General features: G+C 66.8%; 16 protein-coding genes. 3 read left to right on the top strand and 13 right to left on the bottom strand.

Features of this window, described 5'->3' with window-relative positions; translation table 11 throughout:
* Window positions 1–6: 6 nt before the first annotated feature.
* Window positions 7–1,377 carry a M20/M25/M40 family metallo-hydrolase gene (locus AC1DGP_RS25455; RefSeq protein ID WP_476832641.1) on the bottom strand — a complete coding sequence of 457 codons (1,371 nt, stop codon included), beginning with the start codon at window positions 1,375–1,377 and terminating at the stop codon, window positions 7–9.
* Window positions 1,378–1,492: 115 nt separating this feature from the next.
* Between AC1DGP_RS25455 and AC1DGP_RS25450 the strand changes: the two genes are divergently transcribed.
* The gene (locus tag AC1DGP_RS25450) at window positions 1,493–2,392 is read left to right on the top strand and encodes a LysR substrate-binding domain-containing protein (RefSeq protein ID WP_441491341.1); all 900 of its coding nucleotides are present in this window, start codon (window positions 1,493–1,495) and stop codon (window positions 2,390–2,392) included.
* Between the two features lie 32 nt (window positions 2,393–2,424).
* Here the strand turns inward: AC1DGP_RS25450 and AC1DGP_RS25445 are convergent, their stop codons facing one another.
* Window positions 2,425–3,435, bottom strand: a complete 1,011-nt coding sequence (locus tag AC1DGP_RS25445) for a 2-hydroxyacid dehydrogenase (protein WP_441507387.1) — start codon at window positions 3,433–3,435, stop codon at window positions 2,425–2,427.
* 34 nt (window positions 3,436–3,469) lie between these two features.
* Window positions 3,470–4,831 carry a (R)-1-hydroxy-2-aminoethylphosphonate ammonia-lyase gene (gene pbfA / locus AC1DGP_RS25440; RefSeq protein WP_441507386.1) on the bottom strand — a complete coding sequence of 454 codons (1,362 nt, stop codon included), beginning with the start codon at window positions 4,829–4,831 and terminating at the stop codon, window positions 3,470–3,472.
* A 206-nt stretch (window positions 4,832–5,037) separates the two neighbouring features.
* On the opposite strand from pbfA, the gene AC1DGP_RS25435 reads away from it, so the two are divergent.
* The gene (locus tag AC1DGP_RS25435; protein ID WP_441507385.1) at window positions 5,038–5,901 is read left to right on the top strand and encodes a LysR substrate-binding domain-containing protein; all 864 of its coding nucleotides are present in this window, start codon (window positions 5,038–5,040) and stop codon (window positions 5,899–5,901) included.
* Window positions 5,902–6,264: 363 nt separating this feature from the next.
* Window positions 6,265–6,552: a hypothetical protein gene (locus AC1DGP_RS25430; RefSeq protein WP_441507384.1), complete on the top strand. Its 288-nt coding sequence runs from the start codon at window positions 6,265–6,267 to the stop codon at window positions 6,550–6,552.
* Window positions 6,553–6,761: 209 nt separating this feature from the next.
* Here the strand turns inward: AC1DGP_RS25430 and AC1DGP_RS25425 are convergent, their stop codons facing one another.
* From AC1DGP_RS25425 to AC1DGP_RS25380, 10 genes are all read right to left on the bottom strand, one after another.
* Window positions 6,762–7,313 carry a cysteine hydrolase family protein gene (locus AC1DGP_RS25425; protein WP_441507383.1) on the bottom strand — a complete coding sequence of 184 codons (552 nt, stop codon included), beginning with the start codon at window positions 7,311–7,313 and terminating at the stop codon, window positions 6,762–6,764.
* 65 nt (window positions 7,314–7,378) lie between these two features.
* Window positions 7,379–8,311, bottom strand: a complete 933-nt coding sequence (locus AC1DGP_RS25420) for a pyridoxal-phosphate dependent enzyme (protein ID WP_441507404.1) — start codon at window positions 8,309–8,311, stop codon at window positions 7,379–7,381.
* Between the two features lie 69 nt (window positions 8,312–8,380).
* Entirely contained in the window at window positions 8,381–9,430 is a 1,050-nt protein-coding gene (locus tag AC1DGP_RS25415; RefSeq protein ID WP_441507403.1) for a LacI family DNA-binding transcriptional regulator, read from the bottom strand.
* A 1-nt stretch (window position 9,431) separates the two neighbouring features.
* Window positions 9,432–10,643 (bottom strand): alanine racemase, encoded by a 1,212-nt coding sequence (gene alr / locus AC1DGP_RS25410; RefSeq protein ID WP_441507382.1) that lies wholly within the window; start codon window positions 10,641–10,643, stop codon window positions 9,432–9,434.
* A complete protein-coding gene (locus tag AC1DGP_RS25405; protein ID WP_441507381.1) occupies window positions 10,640–12,499 on the bottom strand; it encodes a hydantoinase B/oxoprolinase family protein in 1,860 nt (619 codons plus the stop codon). Before AC1DGP_RS25405 ends, alr begins: the two co-directional genes overlap by 4 nt.
* 4 nt (window positions 12,500–12,503) lie before the next feature.
* Complete coding sequence (locus AC1DGP_RS25400; protein WP_441507380.1) at window positions 12,504–14,612, bottom strand: hydantoinase/oxoprolinase family protein; 2,109 nt, start codon at window positions 14,610–14,612, stop codon at window positions 12,504–12,506.
* The gene (locus AC1DGP_RS25395; RefSeq protein ID WP_441507379.1) at window positions 14,609–15,601 is read right to left on the bottom strand and encodes an ABC transporter ATP-binding protein; all 993 of its coding nucleotides are present in this window, start codon (window positions 15,599–15,601) and stop codon (window positions 14,609–14,611) included. The genes AC1DGP_RS25400 and AC1DGP_RS25395 overlap by 4 nt, the downstream gene beginning before the upstream one ends.
* Window position 15,602: 1 nt before the next feature.
* Window positions 15,603–16,553 carry an ABC transporter ATP-binding protein gene (locus tag AC1DGP_RS25390; RefSeq protein ID WP_441507378.1) on the bottom strand — a complete coding sequence of 317 codons (951 nt, stop codon included), beginning with the start codon at window positions 16,551–16,553 and terminating at the stop codon, window positions 15,603–15,605.
* Complete coding sequence (locus AC1DGP_RS25385) at window positions 16,550–17,515, bottom strand: ABC transporter permease (RefSeq protein WP_441507377.1); 966 nt, start codon at window positions 17,513–17,515, stop codon at window positions 16,550–16,552. Before AC1DGP_RS25385 ends, AC1DGP_RS25390 begins: the two co-directional genes overlap by 4 nt.
* Entirely contained in the window at window positions 17,508–18,443 is a 936-nt protein-coding gene (locus AC1DGP_RS25380) for an ABC transporter permease (RefSeq protein WP_441507376.1), read from the bottom strand. The genes AC1DGP_RS25385 and AC1DGP_RS25380 overlap by 8 nt, the downstream gene beginning before the upstream one ends.
* Between the last annotated feature and the right edge of the window lie 11 nt (window positions 18,444–18,454).

The following is an 18,454-nucleotide window of genomic DNA, read 5'->3' as shown; positions in this document are numbered from 1 at the left end:
CGCCTCCTACAGTTCCGTGCCGCACCACTCCGCGATGAACGCGATCAGGTGTTCGATCGCCGCGAGAAAATCGTCGATCGGAATATGCTCGTCGGGCTTGTGCGCCTGGGCGATGGAGCCCGGCCCGAAGATGATGCTCGGGATTCCGCCCTGGTTCACGAGATGGCGCATGTCGCAACAGAAATGGCCGGGATAGGCCGTGCCGTCTCCCCCCCGGCGCGCCAGCACCTCCCCCATCACACGCGCAACGGGAAGGTCGGCGGGCTGATCCGTGCTGTCGTCATGGTGCAGGAATTCGAGCCTGGCAGGATGGCGGCGCAGCCCCTGGTCAGCGGCGTTGGCGCCTGCGATCGCGTCACGGAAACCATCCATGATATCGGTCACGGCACCGAGCGAGGGCGCGAAATAGGCACCGCCCTTGATCACCACCTCCCCGGCCGTGACCGTCTCGTAATGGCCGCCCGCGATCTTGCCCATGGTCAGTGAAAAGGGCGGCTTGGCGCCGGCCGGCGTGCCCTGGTTGTAGCGGCGCTCGAGCCCGAGCAGCGCCTCGATCACCGGCGGCAGCATGTCGACCGCACCCAGCCCCTCCAGCGTGCCGCCGTTCCAGCGCGCGCCCGGCGAGCGCTGGACCCCGCTCAGCGTGACCTGCCAGTAGAGACCGCCGGGATGGCTGTAGGCGATGGTGTTGCTGGTCGGTTCCAGCACCACGGCCGCATCGGCCGCAGCCCCACGCGTGACGAGGTCGAGCGTGCCGTTGCCGGCATGCTCCTCGTTGACGACGCAGTGGAGCGTGACGTCGCCGTGCAGGCGCGTTCCGGCCTCGCTGAGATAGCGCATCGCCAGCAGCGCGGCCATCAGGCCGCCCTTCATGTCGGAGGTGCCGCGGCCATACATCAGGCCGTCAGTGATCTCCGCGCCGAAGGGATCGCGCGTCCATTGCGCCAAGGGCTCGACGGTGACCGTATCGATATGGGCGTTGAGAATAAGCGAGCGCCCGCCGCCCGTGCCCCGCCAGGTGCCGACGACATTGGGCCTGCCATCATAGTTCAGCACCGGCTGGAGGCCGCTGTCGCGCAGGGCCTCGAAGGTCGGGAGCCCGGCATAGGGCAGGATCAGATCGTGCTGCCAATGCGTCGGATACTGCGCGACATCGGGGAAGGCCTTGAACATCGCCTCGACATCCGGCTCGGCCTGCGTGACGGCAGCCCCGGCGGAAGACAGGATCTCGACCATGCGCCCCTGCGCCGCCCCCTCCTCTCCCGTGAGGCTGCGGATCCGGACGATCTCGGCCAGGGCTGCGACGCTCTGGGCGCGCCGGCTCCTGGCCAGCGCGAGTGCTGCTGCTGCCTGCGAATGTGTTTCTGCGCTGTCCACGATGTTCGCCTCGGGTTGATCCATGAGCCGAACGTCGCAGCGCTAAAACTATTAGACAAATTAGAAGTTTTATATCGATACATAGAGAAATTAATGGGTACGAGTGCAATCACCGATGATCTACACGCAGATCCGGGCCTTCGATGCGGTGGCGCGCGAAGGCAGCTTTTCGCGGGCCGCCGAGGTGCTCGGGCTGACGCAGCCGGCGCTGACGATCCAAGTCAAGGCCCTGGAGGAGCGGCATGGCATCAAGCTGCTGCATCGCGAAGGACGGCGTGTCCGGCTCACCGAGGCGGGCGAGCGGCTCTATTCGCTGTCGCGCCAGCTCGCGAGCCTGGACGAGCTGATCGAGGAAACGCTGGCGGCGTCGCAGGAACTGCAGGATGGCAGCCTGCGGCTGGCTGTGGACGGACCCCATATCGTGATGGGCCTGTTCGCCCGCTTCATGGCGTTGCATCCGCGGGTCAGGCTCTCGGTCTCGACCGGCAACAGCCGGATGGTGCGGCAGGCGCTGCTCGACCGCCATGTCGATATCGGCATCCTGCCCGCCGTCGCGGACCATCCGCATATCCACGCGATGCCGCTCTGGCATCACCGCGGCGTGGTGATCGTCGCCAACAGCCACCGCTGGGCCGGTCGCCAATCGATCTCGCTGTCCGAGCTGGACGGCGAGGCGATGATCGGTCGCGAAGACGGCTCGATGACGCAGAAGCTCGTGGACGCCGCCTTCGCCCGCGCCAAGGCCAAGCCGCGCTATGTCCTCGAACTGGGCAGCCGCGAGGCCTTGTGCGAGGCGGTGGCGGCCGGCCTCGGCCACGGCATCGTCTGGGAGCTCGAAGCCTATGGCTCCGGACGCTTCACCACCCTGCAGCTCAGCGATGGCGAGGTGGCGAGCACGGATTATGTCGCCTGCCTCAAGAGCGAGCGGATGCGGTCCGTCGTCAAAGCCTTCTTCGACGTCACGGCCAAGCTGCCGGACGACCGCAGCGACATCCGCGCGCTGCGGTCGGGATGAAGCCGCCCGGGTGAAGCGGGGACATTTGCGCGTCAGGCGAAGGCGACGTTCTCGCGCTGCGCGCGGAGCCGTGGATCACGCGAGCGCACCTCGACCGGCCGCCCGTCGAGAACCTCGAAGCAGCGGGCGAGCGTATCCTCCGAGAGGCGCCGCATCGCCTCGACCGTGAAGAAGGTCAGGTGCGGGAAGAGAATGACGTCGTCGCGGCCAAAGAGCGGGCTGAGCACATGCCCGGCCTTGGCCAGCGGTTCCGTCGAATAGACGTCGAGCCCGACGCCGCCGAGACGTTCGGCCAGCACGGCCTCGACGAGCGCCGCCTCGTCGATCAGCGCTCCCCTGGAGACGTTGACCAGCACGGAGGAGGGTTTCAGGCAGGCGAGCTCGGCGCGGCCGATCAAGCCGCGCGTCGCCGCGTTCAGCACGCAATGGAGCGAGACGAAGTCGCATTGGCGCAACATCGCATGCAGATCGTCGACCTTCTCGATGCCGGCCTCAGCGAGCTTTGCCCGGTCGACATGGGGATCGTAGCCGAGAACACGGGCCCGAAAGCCCTGCCCCGCCATCCGGGCCATGCTGCGGCCGATCTTGCCGGCACCGACGAGCCCCAGCGTGGCGCCGGAGATATCGCGGCCGATCCAGCGCTGTTCCGGCCAGATCCAGCCCTCAGTCGCCATGGCGCGGCCGATTTCGGGCAGGCGCTTGGCCAGCGCGATCATCAGGGCGAAGGCGCCCTCCGCGACGGTCTCCTCGGCATATTCAGGAACATTGACGACCGGGATGCCACGCGCGCTTGCGGCGGGGATATCGATCGCATCGATGCCGACGCCGTATTTGACGATGCCCTTGAGCCTGGGCGCAGCCGCGATGACGCGAGCCGTGATCGGCGTGTAGCACATCAGGATCAGCTCGGCGTCGGCGACGGCCTCGATCAGCGCGGCCTCCGGGATGCCATCGGGCAAGGTGACGAGCTCGACGCCGCGGGCTCGCAGGCCGGCGTCGATCTCGGGGCATTCCAGTTCACGGTCCGTGCGGACGGCTTTCATAGCGGACCCTTTCGGTCGGGAAGTCAGAGGCGCCTCAGCCGGCCGCGATCGCGGTCTCGACGATGTCGAGCGCGCGGTCCAGGTCGGCTTGCGGGATCACCAGCGGCGGCGAGAGCGTCAGCACGTTGCCCTGGCTGATCTTGAAGCTCAGCCCGGCTTCGAGGCAGCGATAATAGACCCGTTCGGCGAGCGCGTTGTCGGGCGCCATGTCCGCCTTGTCGGCCACGATCTCGACCCCGAACATCAGCCCGCGCCCGCGCACGTCGCCGACATGGGGCGAGCCCTCGCCGAAGGCGCGCAGACGGTCCATCGCCAGACCGCCGAGCTCAGCTGCGCGCTCCGGCAGACCCTCCTCGCGGATGATCGCGATCGTGGTCAGCGCCGCGCGCGTCGTCACCGGGTTCTTCTCATGAGTGTAGTGGCCAATCGCGAAATCGCCGGCGACATCGAGGTCGCGCCGCGCGATCGCCGCGGCGATCGGCAGGATGCCGCCGCCCAGCGCCTTGCCGACGACGAGAATGTCGGGCGTCACCCCGTCATGCTCGCTGGTGAAGAAGCGGCCGGTCTTGCCGAGCCCGGTCGGGATCTCGTCGAAGATCAGGAGCGTGCCGTGGCGGTCGCAAGCCTCGCGCACCAGTTTCCAGAAGCCGGGCGCCGGCGGGTTCGGGGTCGCCCGCATCGGCTCGGCGACGAGGGCCGCGAAATCGCCCTCCCGGCCGAGCACATAGGAGATCATGCTGGCGCAGGCGCGAGCCGAATCCTCCAGGCTGTTATGGCCATAGGCGCAGTGATGGTTCGCCCAGGGCGCGACATGCTCCGCGCCCGGCAGGAGCGGCCCGGCAATGCCGGAGCGGAAGGTCGCCTCGCCGCCGACGCTCGAGGCGCCGAAGCCCGCACCGTGAAACGCATCCCAGAAGGACAAGGTCTTGAAGCGCCCGGTGGCGGCGCGCGCAAGCCTGAGCGCCACCTCGACCGCATCCGAACCGCCCGTCGTGAACAGCACCTTGCCGAGATCGCCCGGGGCAAGGCGGCCCAGCGTCTCGGCCAGCTCGACCGCGGGCTCGCAGGTGAAGCGGCGCGGCGCGAAGCAGAGATCGTCGATCTGCTGCTTGATCGCAGCCTTCAGGCGGGGATGGCCATAGCCGATATGGTGGACGCTGTTGCCATGGAAATCCATGTAGCGGCGCCCGGCCGTGTCCTGGATCCAGATGCCCTCGGCCTTGGCGATCGCCGTGACGCAGGGGCTCGACAGGCTCTGGTGCAGGAAGGCATCGGCGTCGCGCTTCAGCAGGCTCTGCGTCGCCTTGTCATCGAGCCGCGCCGACCAGGCGCCGCGCGCCGCCGAGGTGTTCGACTCGCCTTCGGTATGCACGAGCTTGGCGGAAAGACCTGACATATCTGAAACTCCCGGGCCAAGGCGACGCGCCGGCGTTGCGGCGGGCGTTCCCCTGGCGACTGCTTTCGACTGGCGACTGCTTTCGATGTCGGCATCATCGCCGGCAATAGAGCATCTGAAAAATCGTTATTTTCGATCGACGCATAAATTGAATCGTTGCATTGATGCGTATCGCCTCCCCGGCTCCACCCTGCGCGGATCCCGCCATGCGCTATGTCCAGCTCCGTGCCTTCCATCAGGTCGCGCTCGCCGGCGGCTTCTCACGCGCCGCGAGCGAGCTGAACCTGACGCAGCCGGCGATCTCCGATCAGGTCCGCAAGCTCGAGGAGGAGTATGACGTGCTGCTGTTCAGCCGGCAGCACAGGCAGATCGCCCTGACCGCGATGGGCGAAAGGCTGCTCGCGATCACGCACCGCCTGTTCGATGCCGAGGACCAGGCGCGCGGGCTGCTCTTAGAGTCGCGCGCCCTGCGGCTCGGGACCCTGCGGCTCGCGGCCGATTCCGTCCATCATGTCCTGCATGTGCTGACAGCGTTCCGCGAGATCTATCCGGGCGTGCGGATCACGGTGAGCGCCGGCAACACCGAGACCATCGTGGCGCAGCTGCGAAGCTACGAGGCCGATATCGGCGTCCTCGGCGATATGGCCCCGCACCGTGATTTCGAGATCATTGCGCTGAATGCGGCGCGGATCATCGCCGTCGTCGCAGCCGATCATCCGCTTGCCTCGCGCCGGTCGCTGGCGCTGGCGGAGCTTGCCGGCATGGCGCTCGTGATCCGGGAAAGCGGCTCGCGGACGCGCCGGCTGCTCGAACAGCGCGCGTCCGAGACCGGCGTCAGGCTGACCTACGCCATCGAGGTCGAAGGGCGCGAGGCTGCGCTCGACATCGTGGCGGCGAGTGGCGGCATCGGTTTCGTCTCGGAGGCCGAGCTGCGCGGCGATCGCGGCCTGGTGCGCATCGCCCTCGACGGGCCGCCGATCCTGATGGAGGAATCCCTGATCTGCTTGAGCGAACGCCGGGACAACAAGGCGATCAAGGCCTTTCTGGACGTCGCGCGGGATCTTTCTTGATCAGGCTGGACTAAACCCGCCCCGTTCCGTCTCGCACCGCGCCAGCGCGCACCAAGAGCTGACAGCAACGCAGCCGGTCCAAATCGTTGCTTTGAACGCAGCATTGGAAACCCGGTGGCGACTCTCTGCGAATCCGGCAAACCTGCCTTAACTACGATCCCGCATCCCATACACAAATGGTCGACGTCACTTGAAAGTATATTTGAAGCGGATGTCGCTTCGTGTCAGTATTCCCAGCAGAAATTGCGACACTCGATATCGCTGCCGCCTTCCGCCCTTGCCTATGCGTTCCTTGCCTATGTCTTCTGGTGGGTTCACGAGGGGCGTACCATGTCGGCTCAAGAACGCGGGCTTGCCCGTCTCATGCTTAAGATTCCTGCGTTCCGCAATCGCTTCGCACGAATGCGGGATCTACGGTTTCGCAGCGTCTGCGAGGAGTACGATCTCGTCTGGGAGGTGATCACCCAGTGGTCCCAGGACGGACGTTGCGCGATGTTCAACTTCGACGATTACCGCCGCCTCGCCGCCTCGATCGAGAGCGACGCCATCGCGATGGCCGAGGCCGTTCCGGACCCCGGCACGACCGCCGAGGCGGCCAGTCCGCAGCTAGCGCCATCGGCATCCTCGGAGTCCGACAAGCCGCCCCGCTGACACATTCCTCCCACGGGAGGCAACGCCCACCACCAGGCCGGCGTCTGCGGTGTCCGCTCGCGGTCCCGTCCCCGGCGAAATCCGGGCCCAGGGCGCGCCTGTTGGGATTGTCGGCATGACGACGCAACCCACGGTCCTGCGCGCCAGTCCCTCCCTCCGAATCGTTCGAACGGCTCGCGTACGGGGCGGCAGGTCCAGCCGCATTCGCCTCACAGGACCAGGACACGTCCGCCGAAACTGGAGCGGAACAGGGCGTCATGGGCCTCCTGATCCGGATCAAAGCAGCAGTCCTGGACCAGACGCAGATCGTAATCCGCATCACAGGCCCAGGCGACGCTGGACAGGACCACGCCGGTGGTGCTGATCCCGGCCATGACAAGCGTGCTGACACCGCGCGTGCGAAGGTCCGCGTCGAGTGACGTGCCGTGGAAGACGCTGGCGCGCGGACAGGTATAGACGAGGTCACCCGGCTCGATCGCGAGGCCCGCGACGGGCAGACCGGTACGAAATCGTCCGCTCGGGAGATAGGGCGTGATCTGGCGGTTGGTTCCCGGCGGGGCATGTTCATAGTCTGCGCCCAGCGAAAAATTCGGGAACAGCACCGGCCGGCCCGTGGCGCGCCAGCGCCGGATCAGTGCGTTGCACCGATCCAGCAAGGGCGATGGCTTCTCTCCGAACAGGATCTCGAACACGTCGACCTGATAATGCATGACGACGAGGGCCGCTCTCTCGATGTATTCGCCCCGAATATCGACCGACATCACAATCACCCCAAGTTGAATTTCAAGCGTTGTTTGACACGCGCTGCGGAAACACAGGCCTCGTCCTAGATTTCACTTTCTGATGAGAGACTGTGGCGCCATGCAGTCATTTGCTCCACCGTCGATGTCGCCCCGCCGCAGACGATGACCAGGATGTTCTGGTAATCGGCGAGTTCCGCGACATTCTGGTAGAGCGTGGCGATGCTCGCCCCGCATGCCGGTTCGACGAGGATGCGATGGTCGTCCAGGAACCGCAGGCACGCCTCCACCGCCTGAAGATCCGAGACCACGGCGCAGTCGATGCGATGCTGTGCAAGAAGAGCAAAGGCATGCTCCGAGACCTGGTGCGCACCGAGCGAGGTGGCGATGCTCTCGATCGCTGGCAGAACGATGCGCTCGCCCCGGGCAACCGACTGGGCAAAGGAGGACGCGCCCGTCGTCTCCACCGCAAGAACGGGACAGTTCAGCGTGTGGCGCTGCAAGCCTTCGATGACGCCACTGAGCAATCCGCCGCCGCCGACGGAGAGAACGACGAGGTCGGGCTGCACTCCATCCTCGACCACCTCATCGATGATCGTCGAGTGCCCCCGCCACACCACCGGGTCGTCGAAGGGGTGGATGAACGCATCGCTCTCACCCAGCATCGCAAGCGCGCGCTCGTTTGCCTCCTGCCAGGACGCACCGTGGATCAGGACATCGGCCTTCATGTCCGAGATCAGGCGACAGGCTCTTGGCGATGTCGTCTCGGGGACGACAACCGTGACGGGGATGTCGAGCTCACGCCCGGCATAGGCGACGGCGATCCCGGCATTGCCGCCAGACGAGCTGACGAAGCGTTTCACGCCGCGCCTGGCATGGTCCTGACACGCAAGGCCAATTCCGCGGAGCTTGAAGGACCCCGAGGGCTGAAGGGATTCAAGCTTCAGCCACACCCTTCGCCCGCTCGCCCGGGAGAGAGCAGACGAGTGGTGTGTCGGTGTTCTGACATGGAGGGACATCATGACTTTCCTCTCCACCACCGTGGAGCCGAGACGATCGATCAGTGATCAGCAACGATTTTGCGGACGCTAAACATGCTCGCCGCCGCCATCGTTCAAAGGCGCCGTGGAATGCCGGACCTTGAGTTGCATGCCGACGGATAAGCGCTCCGATGCCGTTTCCGGCTGCTTGTCGGACATTTTCTTCAGCAGAAGCGTGGCTGCGAGCTGGGCTACTTTCGTGCCGTTGCCGCGCACGGCCGTGATCGATGGCGTCATGACTTCCAGGATACTGGCGTCACCGATCGACACGATCGACATGTCGCGCGGCAGCACGAGGCCGCGTTTCGCGCAGAAATGCAGGATACCGGGGATCTCGTCGATATTGGCGATGATCGCCGTGATCGGCCGCTCGCCACGGCATAGGGCCTCAAGCTTGCGGGCTCCGAATGCGCCCACCTCGAAGATACGACCTGCCGGCGGTTCCAGCCCCCGGTCTGCGAACGCCGCATCGAAACCGGCCCGCTGCTCCCGCCCGACCCAGGTGTCGAGATGACCGGCGACGAGCGCGATCTCGCGGTGCCCCAGCGCCAGCAGATGCTCGGTTGCCCTGCGAGCGCCGACACGATGCTCCGTCAGGACAGTATCGAAACCGCCATCGGGGCTGCGCTCCCAGAGCACCATGGGAATGGTGATGGCGGTAAGCCGCCGCGCCGTCTCCGGATCATTGTCGCGATTGACCGCCAGGAGCATGCCGTCGACGACGCGGTTCTGCAGCAGCGACAGGATCTCGGCCTCGCGGCTGTCGTCGAAATGCGTGCTGGCAACGATCAGCGTGTAGCCGGCGCGACGCAGGGTATTTTCCGCGGCGGCGATCATTTCAGCCGCTATGGGCTGGCGGATATCCGTGACGAGGCAGCCGACGGCGTAGCTTTTTCCGAGCCGCATGGAGCGCGCCACGGAATTGGGGTGATAGCCCAGGTCCTGGACGGCCTTGAAAACCTGCTCGCGCAAATGAGGTGCGACATTCTCGTTGCCATTGAGAACCCGTGAAGCGGTGCCGAGCCCGACACCGGCCCGGCTCGCGACGTCCTTGATCGTGATCGGCCTGGGCTCGTCCGCCGACTGCCTCGTCCCCATCTTAGCCACGCCGACCGTCCCTCTCCTGCCCCTGGCCGACATACACGTGCGGCAAGGAGCGCGCGAGCCGAGGGACCAATTCGATGACCGTGATGCCGATCGCCGTCGCGAGATCATGGATCGAGATCTCTTCGGTGCCCTGCCGCCCAAGGACCACGACCTCATCGCCGGGCGCGACGTCGGAGATCCCCGTCACGTCGATGACCGAATGCTGAAAGGTCCGGCGCCCGAGCACGGGGCAGCGCCGGCCGTGGATCAGAACCTCCCCGAGCGGCGGAACATGGTTCAGCCCATCCCAGAAGCCGATCGGCGCGACCGCGGTCCGCATGCCGCGTTCGATGGCGATCGGCGCGCCATATCCGATCCCCAGCACCGTTCCCGGAGGATGCTCCTGGACCTGGATGATCCGGGATTTCACCGCGGTGAGCAGAGGCGAGAGGCCGCCGCTCTCCATCCAGTGCTCGTCAAGCCCGCCGCCATAGATCAGGCGCCCGGGGTCGACCGCATTGAAGAGCATGTCGGGATAGGCCAGCACCACCCGGCTAGACGCCAGCATGAGGATGAGATCGTCGTGGCCGGCTGCCGCAGCATCGGCTGCCGCCTGCCGGAAGAGCTCTGCCTGGCGCCTGCTGACGCCCGGATCATCCGGAGTGCTGAGATGCGAGTACAGGCCGCGCACCCCGACATGATCGGCAGCACGAAGGCGCTGCAGCACGCCGGGCCATTGCTCGGGGCGCAGACCGTAGCGGCCAAGCCCGCAATCAACCTCGACAAAGACCTCGATCCGCTCGCCAGCCGTCAGCACCGCGTCCATATCGGCCATGCTCTGGACCGTGACCGTGGCGCCGAGCCTGGCGGCGGCCGGCAGATCGCCCGGCGTGGTCGACGCGAACAACAGGACGGGAAGCGTCGTGCCGGTGCTGCGGATCGAAACGACTTCGTCAGGGCTGCCGGCACAAAAGCCGTCGACGCCGGCCCGTTCCGCGGCCTTCGCGACCGCGGCGGCGCCAAAGCCGAAGCCGTCGCCCTTGCAGACGAAGTAGATGCGAACATCCCGTCCGACCAGACTGCGCGTTGCCGCGACATTCCGGCTCAATGCACCGAAATCGAGCTCCGCCCAGCTTGGGCGCAGGAGTCGGGCGAGATCGTACCGGCGGCAATCGGTCCGGTTGTGGCCCGGATCGATTGCCGAGAGTGCGACTTGCGCCGTCATGCCGGCTCTCCCTCATATTCCGGGCTCAGCGCCGCCCGGCCCTGATCCCCGTCCATGAAGAGACGGAGCTGCGCTTCCGCCAGTTTCGGCAAATCGGACGCCAGGCCATCGCGACGAATGTCCGTTGCGACCCGGTCTGCGCGACCGTTCGCTCCAGTGACGACACCATAGACGTCGCGGGCGAACTCCCTGGTGAAGCGGCCGTCGCGGACATCGGCTGCGACATGGTCCGGGTCACGTTCGAGCGGATCGCCATTGCCTGCCCCGCCAGGCGCGACATGGGTGAAGAGATCGCCCTTGCTGAGAGCGAGCGTCCGCATCGGCATCACCGGGAGCAGTTCAGTCGTGCCGTTCCGATCGATGATATTGAGCGATGGCGAGCCCGGACATCCGCCGAAGAGGCCCGGCGGCAGATGCGCGCGCCGGTCCGAGCGGATCGTCAGTTGCGCGTCATCCCCGAGGATACGGTAAGAGCGCGTGATCGCCATGCCGCCACGGCGGCGGCCGGCACCGCCCGAATTGGCGACGAGACCATAGCTCTCGATCCGCAAGGGATAGCGTGCCTCGATCAGTTCGATCGGCATGTTCGAGAGGTTCGCGCCGGGGTTGGCGATCCCGTCGACCCCGTCCTTCGTGGCCCGGCCGCCCCAGCTTCCGAGAATGCCATCGGTGATCAGCCAGGTCTTCCCCTCGTGGATGCCGCTGAGCGACACGGCGGAGGGCCCGCCTTCGCCGGCGGCAGGCATCCGGTCCGGCACGATCTGGGCAAACGCGTTGAACAGCACATCGAGCATGCGATAGGCCATGACGCCGCGGGCTGCGCAGGCCGCCGGCGGACGCGGGTTGACGATAGTGCCGAGCGGAGCCACGACCCGAACCGGCCGCGTATAGCCTTCGCAGTTTGGAACCGCCGCCTGGACGGCGCAGCGCAAGGCGGCATAGGCGACCGAATAGGTGATCGCCACAGGTCCGTTGATGGCGCCCGGAACCTCCCCGCTGGTCCCCGTCCAGTCGATCTCAAGCTCGTCGCCTGCAACCGTGATCGTCACCTTGAAGCGGATCGGCCCGCCGCCCTCGCCGAGGCCGTCGATGAAATCCTCGGCCTCATAGACGCCGTCAGGCATCGCGCGGATCTCGTCGCGGACGAGCCTTTCCGCGTAGGCGTGCAGTTCCGCCAGCATGCCGCGCATGGCCGGCGCGCCGTATTTTTCGAGCACCTTGCCGAAGCCGCGTTCGGCAGCGGCGCAGGCGGCGATCTGGGCCCGAAGATCGCCCAGAACCTGTTCCGGAACGCGGGAATTGACCTCCAGGAAAGCCAGGAGGTTCTCGTCCATCCGGTCTTCGTGCATCACCTTGATAAGCGGGATCCGCAATCCTTCCTGGAAGATCTCGGTGGCATGCAGGGCCATGCTGCCCGGCGCCATGCCGCCGAGATCAGTGTGGTGGACGAGGCTCGCTACGAAGCCTTCGACATGGCCGGCGTGGAACACCGGCTTGACCAGATAGACGTCCGGCAAATGCATGCCGCCGGCACCGTAGGGGTCGTTGGTGATGTAGCCGTCGCCCGGCTGCATCGTCCCGCCGAAGCGTTTCAGGATGTTGACCATCACGCTCGGGAACGAGCCGAGATGCACCGGATTGGTGAGGCCCTGGGCGATGATCAGGCCGTTTCGATCGCAGAGCGCCGTCGAGTAGTCCATCGAGTCCCGGACGATCGGCGAATAGGCGCTGCGCAGGATGACCAGCGCCATCTCGTCGGCGATGGACGCGAGCGCGTTCTTGACGATCTCCAGGGTCACCGGATCGGAGCGCGACAATTCGGGGCCAGAATGGGGGGCACTATGAGGGGCGAGCATGACGTCACCTTTCCGAGGCTGTGAGTACGAGATTGCCCAATTCGTCGAGACCCGCCGTCCAGCCAGGAGGAACCACGCAGGTGGCGTCGTATTCCTCGACGATCAGCGGGCTTTCCCGGTCGCCGGCCGCGAGGTCGAGACGCGTGATGATCGGCGTCTCCAGGTGCCCCCAGTCCGGTCCGAACCAGCAGGTCCGCATCGACGGAGAGCCCGCCACCCCCGTTCGCGCGTCCGGGGCTGACGGCCGATAGGCGTCGGTCCTGTCGCTGCGGGAACGGCCGGTCACGCGGATATTGACGATCTCGAGCGGATCGCTCGTCGATGCATGGCCGTAGGTCTGCTTGTGCTCGCGGTGGAAGGCCGCGCCCATGGCGGCGATGTCGATGGGGTCGCCCGGACGGTCGGTCAGCCCGATCGTCAGCTCATAGGCCTGCCCGGCGTAACGCAGGTCGGCCAGCCGCTCGATTTCGATATCCGCTCTGGTGAAGCCGTCGGCCTCCAGGCCGGCGAACATGCTGGTCTCGAGCTTGCGGTAGGCCGTATCGAGCCTGTCGGAGTCGATCGCATCGAGCGCGCAGAAATAGGTCTGCATCAGGTCGTGCTCGGTCGTCGAGTAGAGCAGACCGAGCGCGCTGAAGACGCCAGGATGGGACGGGACGACGACACGCTTCATGTCGAGGAGGCGCGCGATCTCGGCTGCCACCGCCGGACCGTTGCCGCCGAAGGCGAACAGGGTGAAGTCGCGCGGATCGCGGCCGCGATAGGTCGAGACGGCCTTGACGGCTCGCATCATCGTCGAGGCCGCGATGGCGTAGACGCCATGGGCGGCCGTCTCGAGATCAAGCCCCGTGGGGGCGCAGACCTGCTCGCTGATCGCACGCCGCGAGCGCTCCGCATCGAGGCGCACGGCGCCGCCGGCGATGTATTCCGGATTGATGTAGCCGAGCACGACGAGCGCGTCGGTCAGCGTCGGGCGGGTTCCGCCTGTGCCGTAGCAGGCCGGGCCCGGGACGGCGCCGGCACTGTCGGGACCGACCTGGATCAGGCCGCCGGCATCGACCCGGATGATGCTGCCGCCGCCGGCGCCGATCTCGGAGACGTCGATGAACGGCAGCTTCACCGCGTGCCCGCCGCCCTTGATCAGCTTGCTCGAGATGTTGATCCCGGCCCCGACCTCGTACTCCGTCGTGCGTGCCGGCTGGCCCTGCTCGATGATCGCGGCCTTGGCGGTCGTGCCGCCCATGTCGATCGTGATGATATCGTTTGAGCGTCCCGCCGCTCCGATGCGGGCGGCAGCGATGACGCCGGCCGCGGGACCGGACTCGATGATGCAGGCCGGCTTCTCGCTCGCGGACAAGGCACTCATCACGCCTCCGCTCGACTGCATGACCTGCAGCGGTGCGTGAATGCCGGCATCGCGCAGCCGCGTCGACAGGGCACGCAGATAGGAGCGCACGACGGGCCCGAGATAGGCGTTGACCACCACCGTGCTCGTCCGCTCGTATTCGCGGATCTCCGGCAGGACATCGCTGGAGCAGCTGACGAAGACCTCGGGGCCGAGCATCCCGGCGAGAATCTCGCAGGCCCGCCGCTCGTGCTGCGGATTGGCATAGGCGTGCAGGAAACTGACCGCGACTGCTCGCGTGTCGCTCGCCGCTATGCTGCGCGCCGCCTCGACGACGCTGTCCTCGTCCAGGGGCAGGACGATGTCGCCATGGGCTCCCATGCGCTCGGCAATCTCGTAGCGCCGATGGCGCGGCACCAGCGGTGTCGGCTTTTCATAATTCAGATTGTAGAGCTCGGGCATGCGCAGCCGGCCGAGCTCGAGGACGTCGCGGAATCCGCGCGTCGTCAGCAGCGCGGTCGTGGCGCCCTTGCCCTCCAGGATCGCGTTGGTTGCCACGGTCGTGGCGTGCACGACCTCCTCGATCTCGGTCGGCTTGCCGCCGATGCGAGCCAGCAACGCAAGCACGCCCTCGACGATGCCGCGGCTGTAGTCGTCGGGCGTCGACGGTCGTTTGAACGAATGGACCGTCTGACCGTTCTCCAGGAAGGTGATATCCGTGAAGGTGCCACCGATATCGGCACCCACTCGAAACGAGCGCGCTGTCATAGGTTGGTCTCCGCTAGGTTTTGGACCGAGATGGGCGCTGCGTGACAACGGACGAGCCGATCGCCGAGGTGAACCTCGGGTGGCTCGCTTTGCGCACAGATCGGAATCCGGTTGCTGCAACGGGGTTCGAAGGGGCAGCCGCCATGGCGGGCCGCTTCGGGCAGTGGCGGTTCGGCCGGGCGATTGCGCCCGGCGAGCCCGCGCGGGATGGCGGCGACCAGGCGCTGCGTATAGGGATGCGCTGGCGCCGCCAGAATCTCTGCGGCAGGACCCATTTCGACGATACGGCCGGCATGCATCACCAGCACGCGGTCGCAGAACGCCCCGACGAGCCCGAGATCGTGGCTGATGATCACCAGCGTCAGGTGCTTGTCGCGATGCAGCTGCTGAAGCAGCGCAATGATCTCGTTCTGCACGGAGACGTCGAGAGCCGATGTCGGCTCGTCGGCGATCAGCACCTCCGGCTTCCTGGCCAGGGCGCGGGCGATCCCGATCCGCTGCTTCTGGCCGCCCGATAGCTGATGCGGCAGCCGACCGAGCAGCTCCGGCCCGAGGCTGACCTGCGCCAGCAGGGCATCGAGCGCTCCCGGCGCGAGCGGCCCGCCGAAGGCTTCGCTCAGGCTGCGCGCGACGGTCTTGCGCGGGTTCAAGGCCGTGTGTGCGCCCTGGAAGACGAACTGCACGCGGTTTCGGAAACGCTGCCAGTCCGCGGCCGCAAAGCTCGCAAGATCGCGTCCTTCGAACGAGACCTGACCGCTGCTCGGACGGTCGAGCCCGACGAGAAGCCGCGCGAGCGTCGACTTGCCGCTGCCGCTTTCGCCGACGATGCCGAGCACGTCGCCGGCCTGGACCTCGAAGCTCGCCCCGAGCAGAGCCGACGTCGTCCTCCGGTCGAGCAGGCGCGCCAGCGCCGAACGCGCCAGGGGGTAGCGCCGGCTTGCGCCTGCGGCGGCAAGGAGCGGCGGCGGGACTGTTTCGGCTTGGCTCATCTCAGACGCTCCGCCAGCAGGCGCTGACATGGCCGCCCTCACCCCGCAGGCTCGGCCGCAAGCTGCAGTCCGTGTCAGCCAGAGGGCAGCGCGGCAGGAAATCGCAGGCGCCTTCGCCGGGGTTCCCGGTCAGGCGGCCGGGCTCAGCGGCGCGCAGCGGGCGGCCTGGCCTTGGCACGGAGTCCAGCAGGAGACGCGTGTAGGGGTGACGTGGCGACGTGAAGATCGCCTCCGTGCTGCCGGTTTCGACGATCCGGCCGCGATACATCACCGCGATCTGGTCGCAGAACTCCGCGACGAGATCGAGATTATGCGAGATGAACAGCAGGGTGATCCCGAATGTCGCGCTGATGTCGCGCAGCAGCGCAACCACCTGGGCCTGAACGGTGACGTCGAGCGCCGTCGTCGGCTCGTCTGCGATCAGCAGGCGCGGCCGGCAGGCGATCGCCATCGCGATCAGCACACGCTGGCGCATGCCGCCGCTGAGCTCATGGGGATATTGGCCGCTCCGGCGGTGCGGATCGTCGATACCGACCTTGCCGAGGAGCTGTTCGGCCTCCGACCGGGCCGCCCCGGGGCCCGGATCGTCATGGCTGCGAATGGCGTCGACGAGCTGCCGGCCGATCGTGAAGGCGGGATTGAGGGCGGTCATCGGATCCTGGAAGATCATGGCCACCTTGCGGCCACGCAGGTCGCGACACGCGCTCTCGGGAATAGCCGTGATGTCCTGCCCTTCGAGGCTCATCGCGCCCCCCACGACCCGGCCCGAGCGCCCAAGCAGGTGCATGATCGCCAGCGCGGTGACGCTCTTGCCCGAGCCCGACTCGCCGACGATCGCGAGTTTTTCGCCGGCCCGCACCTGGAGGGTGACGCCGTGAACCACCGTCCGGGCCGCGGCGCCCTGACCAAAAGCGATGGACAGGTCATTCAGGGACAGCACGGGCGCGCTCATAGTGCCGGTCCCCCATCACGCCGCCGGGGATCGAGCACCGTCCGGAGGGCGTCGCCGACGAGGTTGAAGCCGATCACGGTCAGGAAGATCGCCAGGCCCGGCCAGGTCGCGACCCACCATTCGTCGGAGAAGGCGAGCGAGCGCGCATCGGCCAGCATTCCACCCCAGCTCGGGGTCGGTGGCTGCACGCCAAGCCCGATGAAGCTGAGCGAGGCTTCGATGATGATGCCGATGCCGATCAGGACGCTCGCCTGGACGAAGATCGGCGAGAGGATGTTGGGCAGGATATCGCTGGCCATGATGGACCAGGACCCCGCGCCTTGCAGGCGCCGCGCTGCTACGTAATCCGCCCTGGCCTCGGCCAGGGCCAGGCCGTGGGCGACGCGCGCCAGCCCGGGGATGAACAGCAAGCCGACGAGGAGAATGATCTTGGCTTCGTTGGGGAGCACGAGCGGCCCCAGCTGCACCGACTCGGTGCCGAAGATTCCGACGATCGCGATCGCCCAGACGAGCAGCGGGATCGCCGCGAAGATATCCATCAGGCCGAGCAGGACGGTCTCGACGAGCGTGCCGCTGTAGTAGCCGGAGAGGATACCGACCAAGAGCCCGCCGGAGAGGCCGATCGCGACGGTCAGCACGCCGATCATCAGGGATCCGCGCGCACCCCAGACGAGCCGGGCGAGGATGTCGCGGCCGACCTCGTCGGTGCCCAGCAGGAATGACGGCCCCGGAGGCTCCAGCCGATGCTCCATCATCAGATCGAGGGGATCGTGCAGAGGGAGCCAGGGAGCGAGAAGCGCAGCCAGGACGACGAAGCCGACGATGACCAACCCGGCCAGGCCGATGCGCGTCTGAGCGAGGCGGCACATCGTGCCGGTGAGCCCGGACAGCCGGGGCACGGCGCGGATGCCGGCGGCCGATGCCATTGGCGCAGGTGCTGTCGAACGCGCGGCGTCAAGCATGTCTCAGCCTCGGATTGATCAGCCGCTGGACAAGATCAGCAGCGAGATTTGAGAGGATGAACATCACCGTGACGACCAGGACGGTAGCCTGGATCATCGGATAGTCGCGTTGCGTGATGGCGGTCAGCAGGGCCCGCGAAAGACCCGGTATGTTGAAGACCAGCTCGATGATGATCGCCCAGCCGAACATGTAGCCGAACGACATCCCGGCGACGCTGACGAAGGGTGGAAGCGCGTTCTTCACCACGTAGCGCGCGACCAGACTGCGTCTCAAGCCGAGAGCATGCGCGGTGCGGACGTAGTCCTGACCCAGGATCTCGATGACGGAAGCGCGCATCAGGCGGCTAAGCGCACCGATATAGTAGAGCGCGATCGACAAGGCCGGCAGCACCAGGGAGGCGAGATGGGCGTGCCAGCCTTCCGAGAGCGGCGTGATCCCGATCGGCGGCACCCAGCCCAGCCTGACGGCAAAGACACGGATCAGGATCAGGGCGAGCCAGAATCCCGGGACCGACACCGCCATCAGGGATAGTACCCTGATCAGGTGGTCCGGCCAGCGGTCTTCCGTCAGCCCGGCGACCAGGCCGAGCGGAATCGCGCCGGCCAGCGTCAGGAGAAAGGTCGCGACCACCAGTTCGACTGTGACCGGCAGGCTCTCGCGCAGCTCGAGATCGATCGAACGGCCGGTGATGTAGGAGGTGCCGAAGCCCGAGCGGGGAAGCTGCGCAACCCATGCTGCGTATTGGGCGGGCAAAGCGCGGTCGAGACCGCGATCGCGCTCGAACTCATGGATCTGCTCGACGGTGGCGTCCGTGCCGAGCACGATCCGCGCCGGCGAGAGCGGGGTCAGCCGCGTGAGCGCGAAGAGGAGCGCGCTGACCACGACGAGCACGGCAAGACTGCTGAGAATGCGACTGGCAAACCACATGGTTTCTCGCC

Source organism: Allobosea sp. 05T433 (assembly GCF_056396065.1).
Note: the sequence above shows the minus strand (reverse complement) of the source record. Positions and strands in the feature narration are given on the sequence as shown.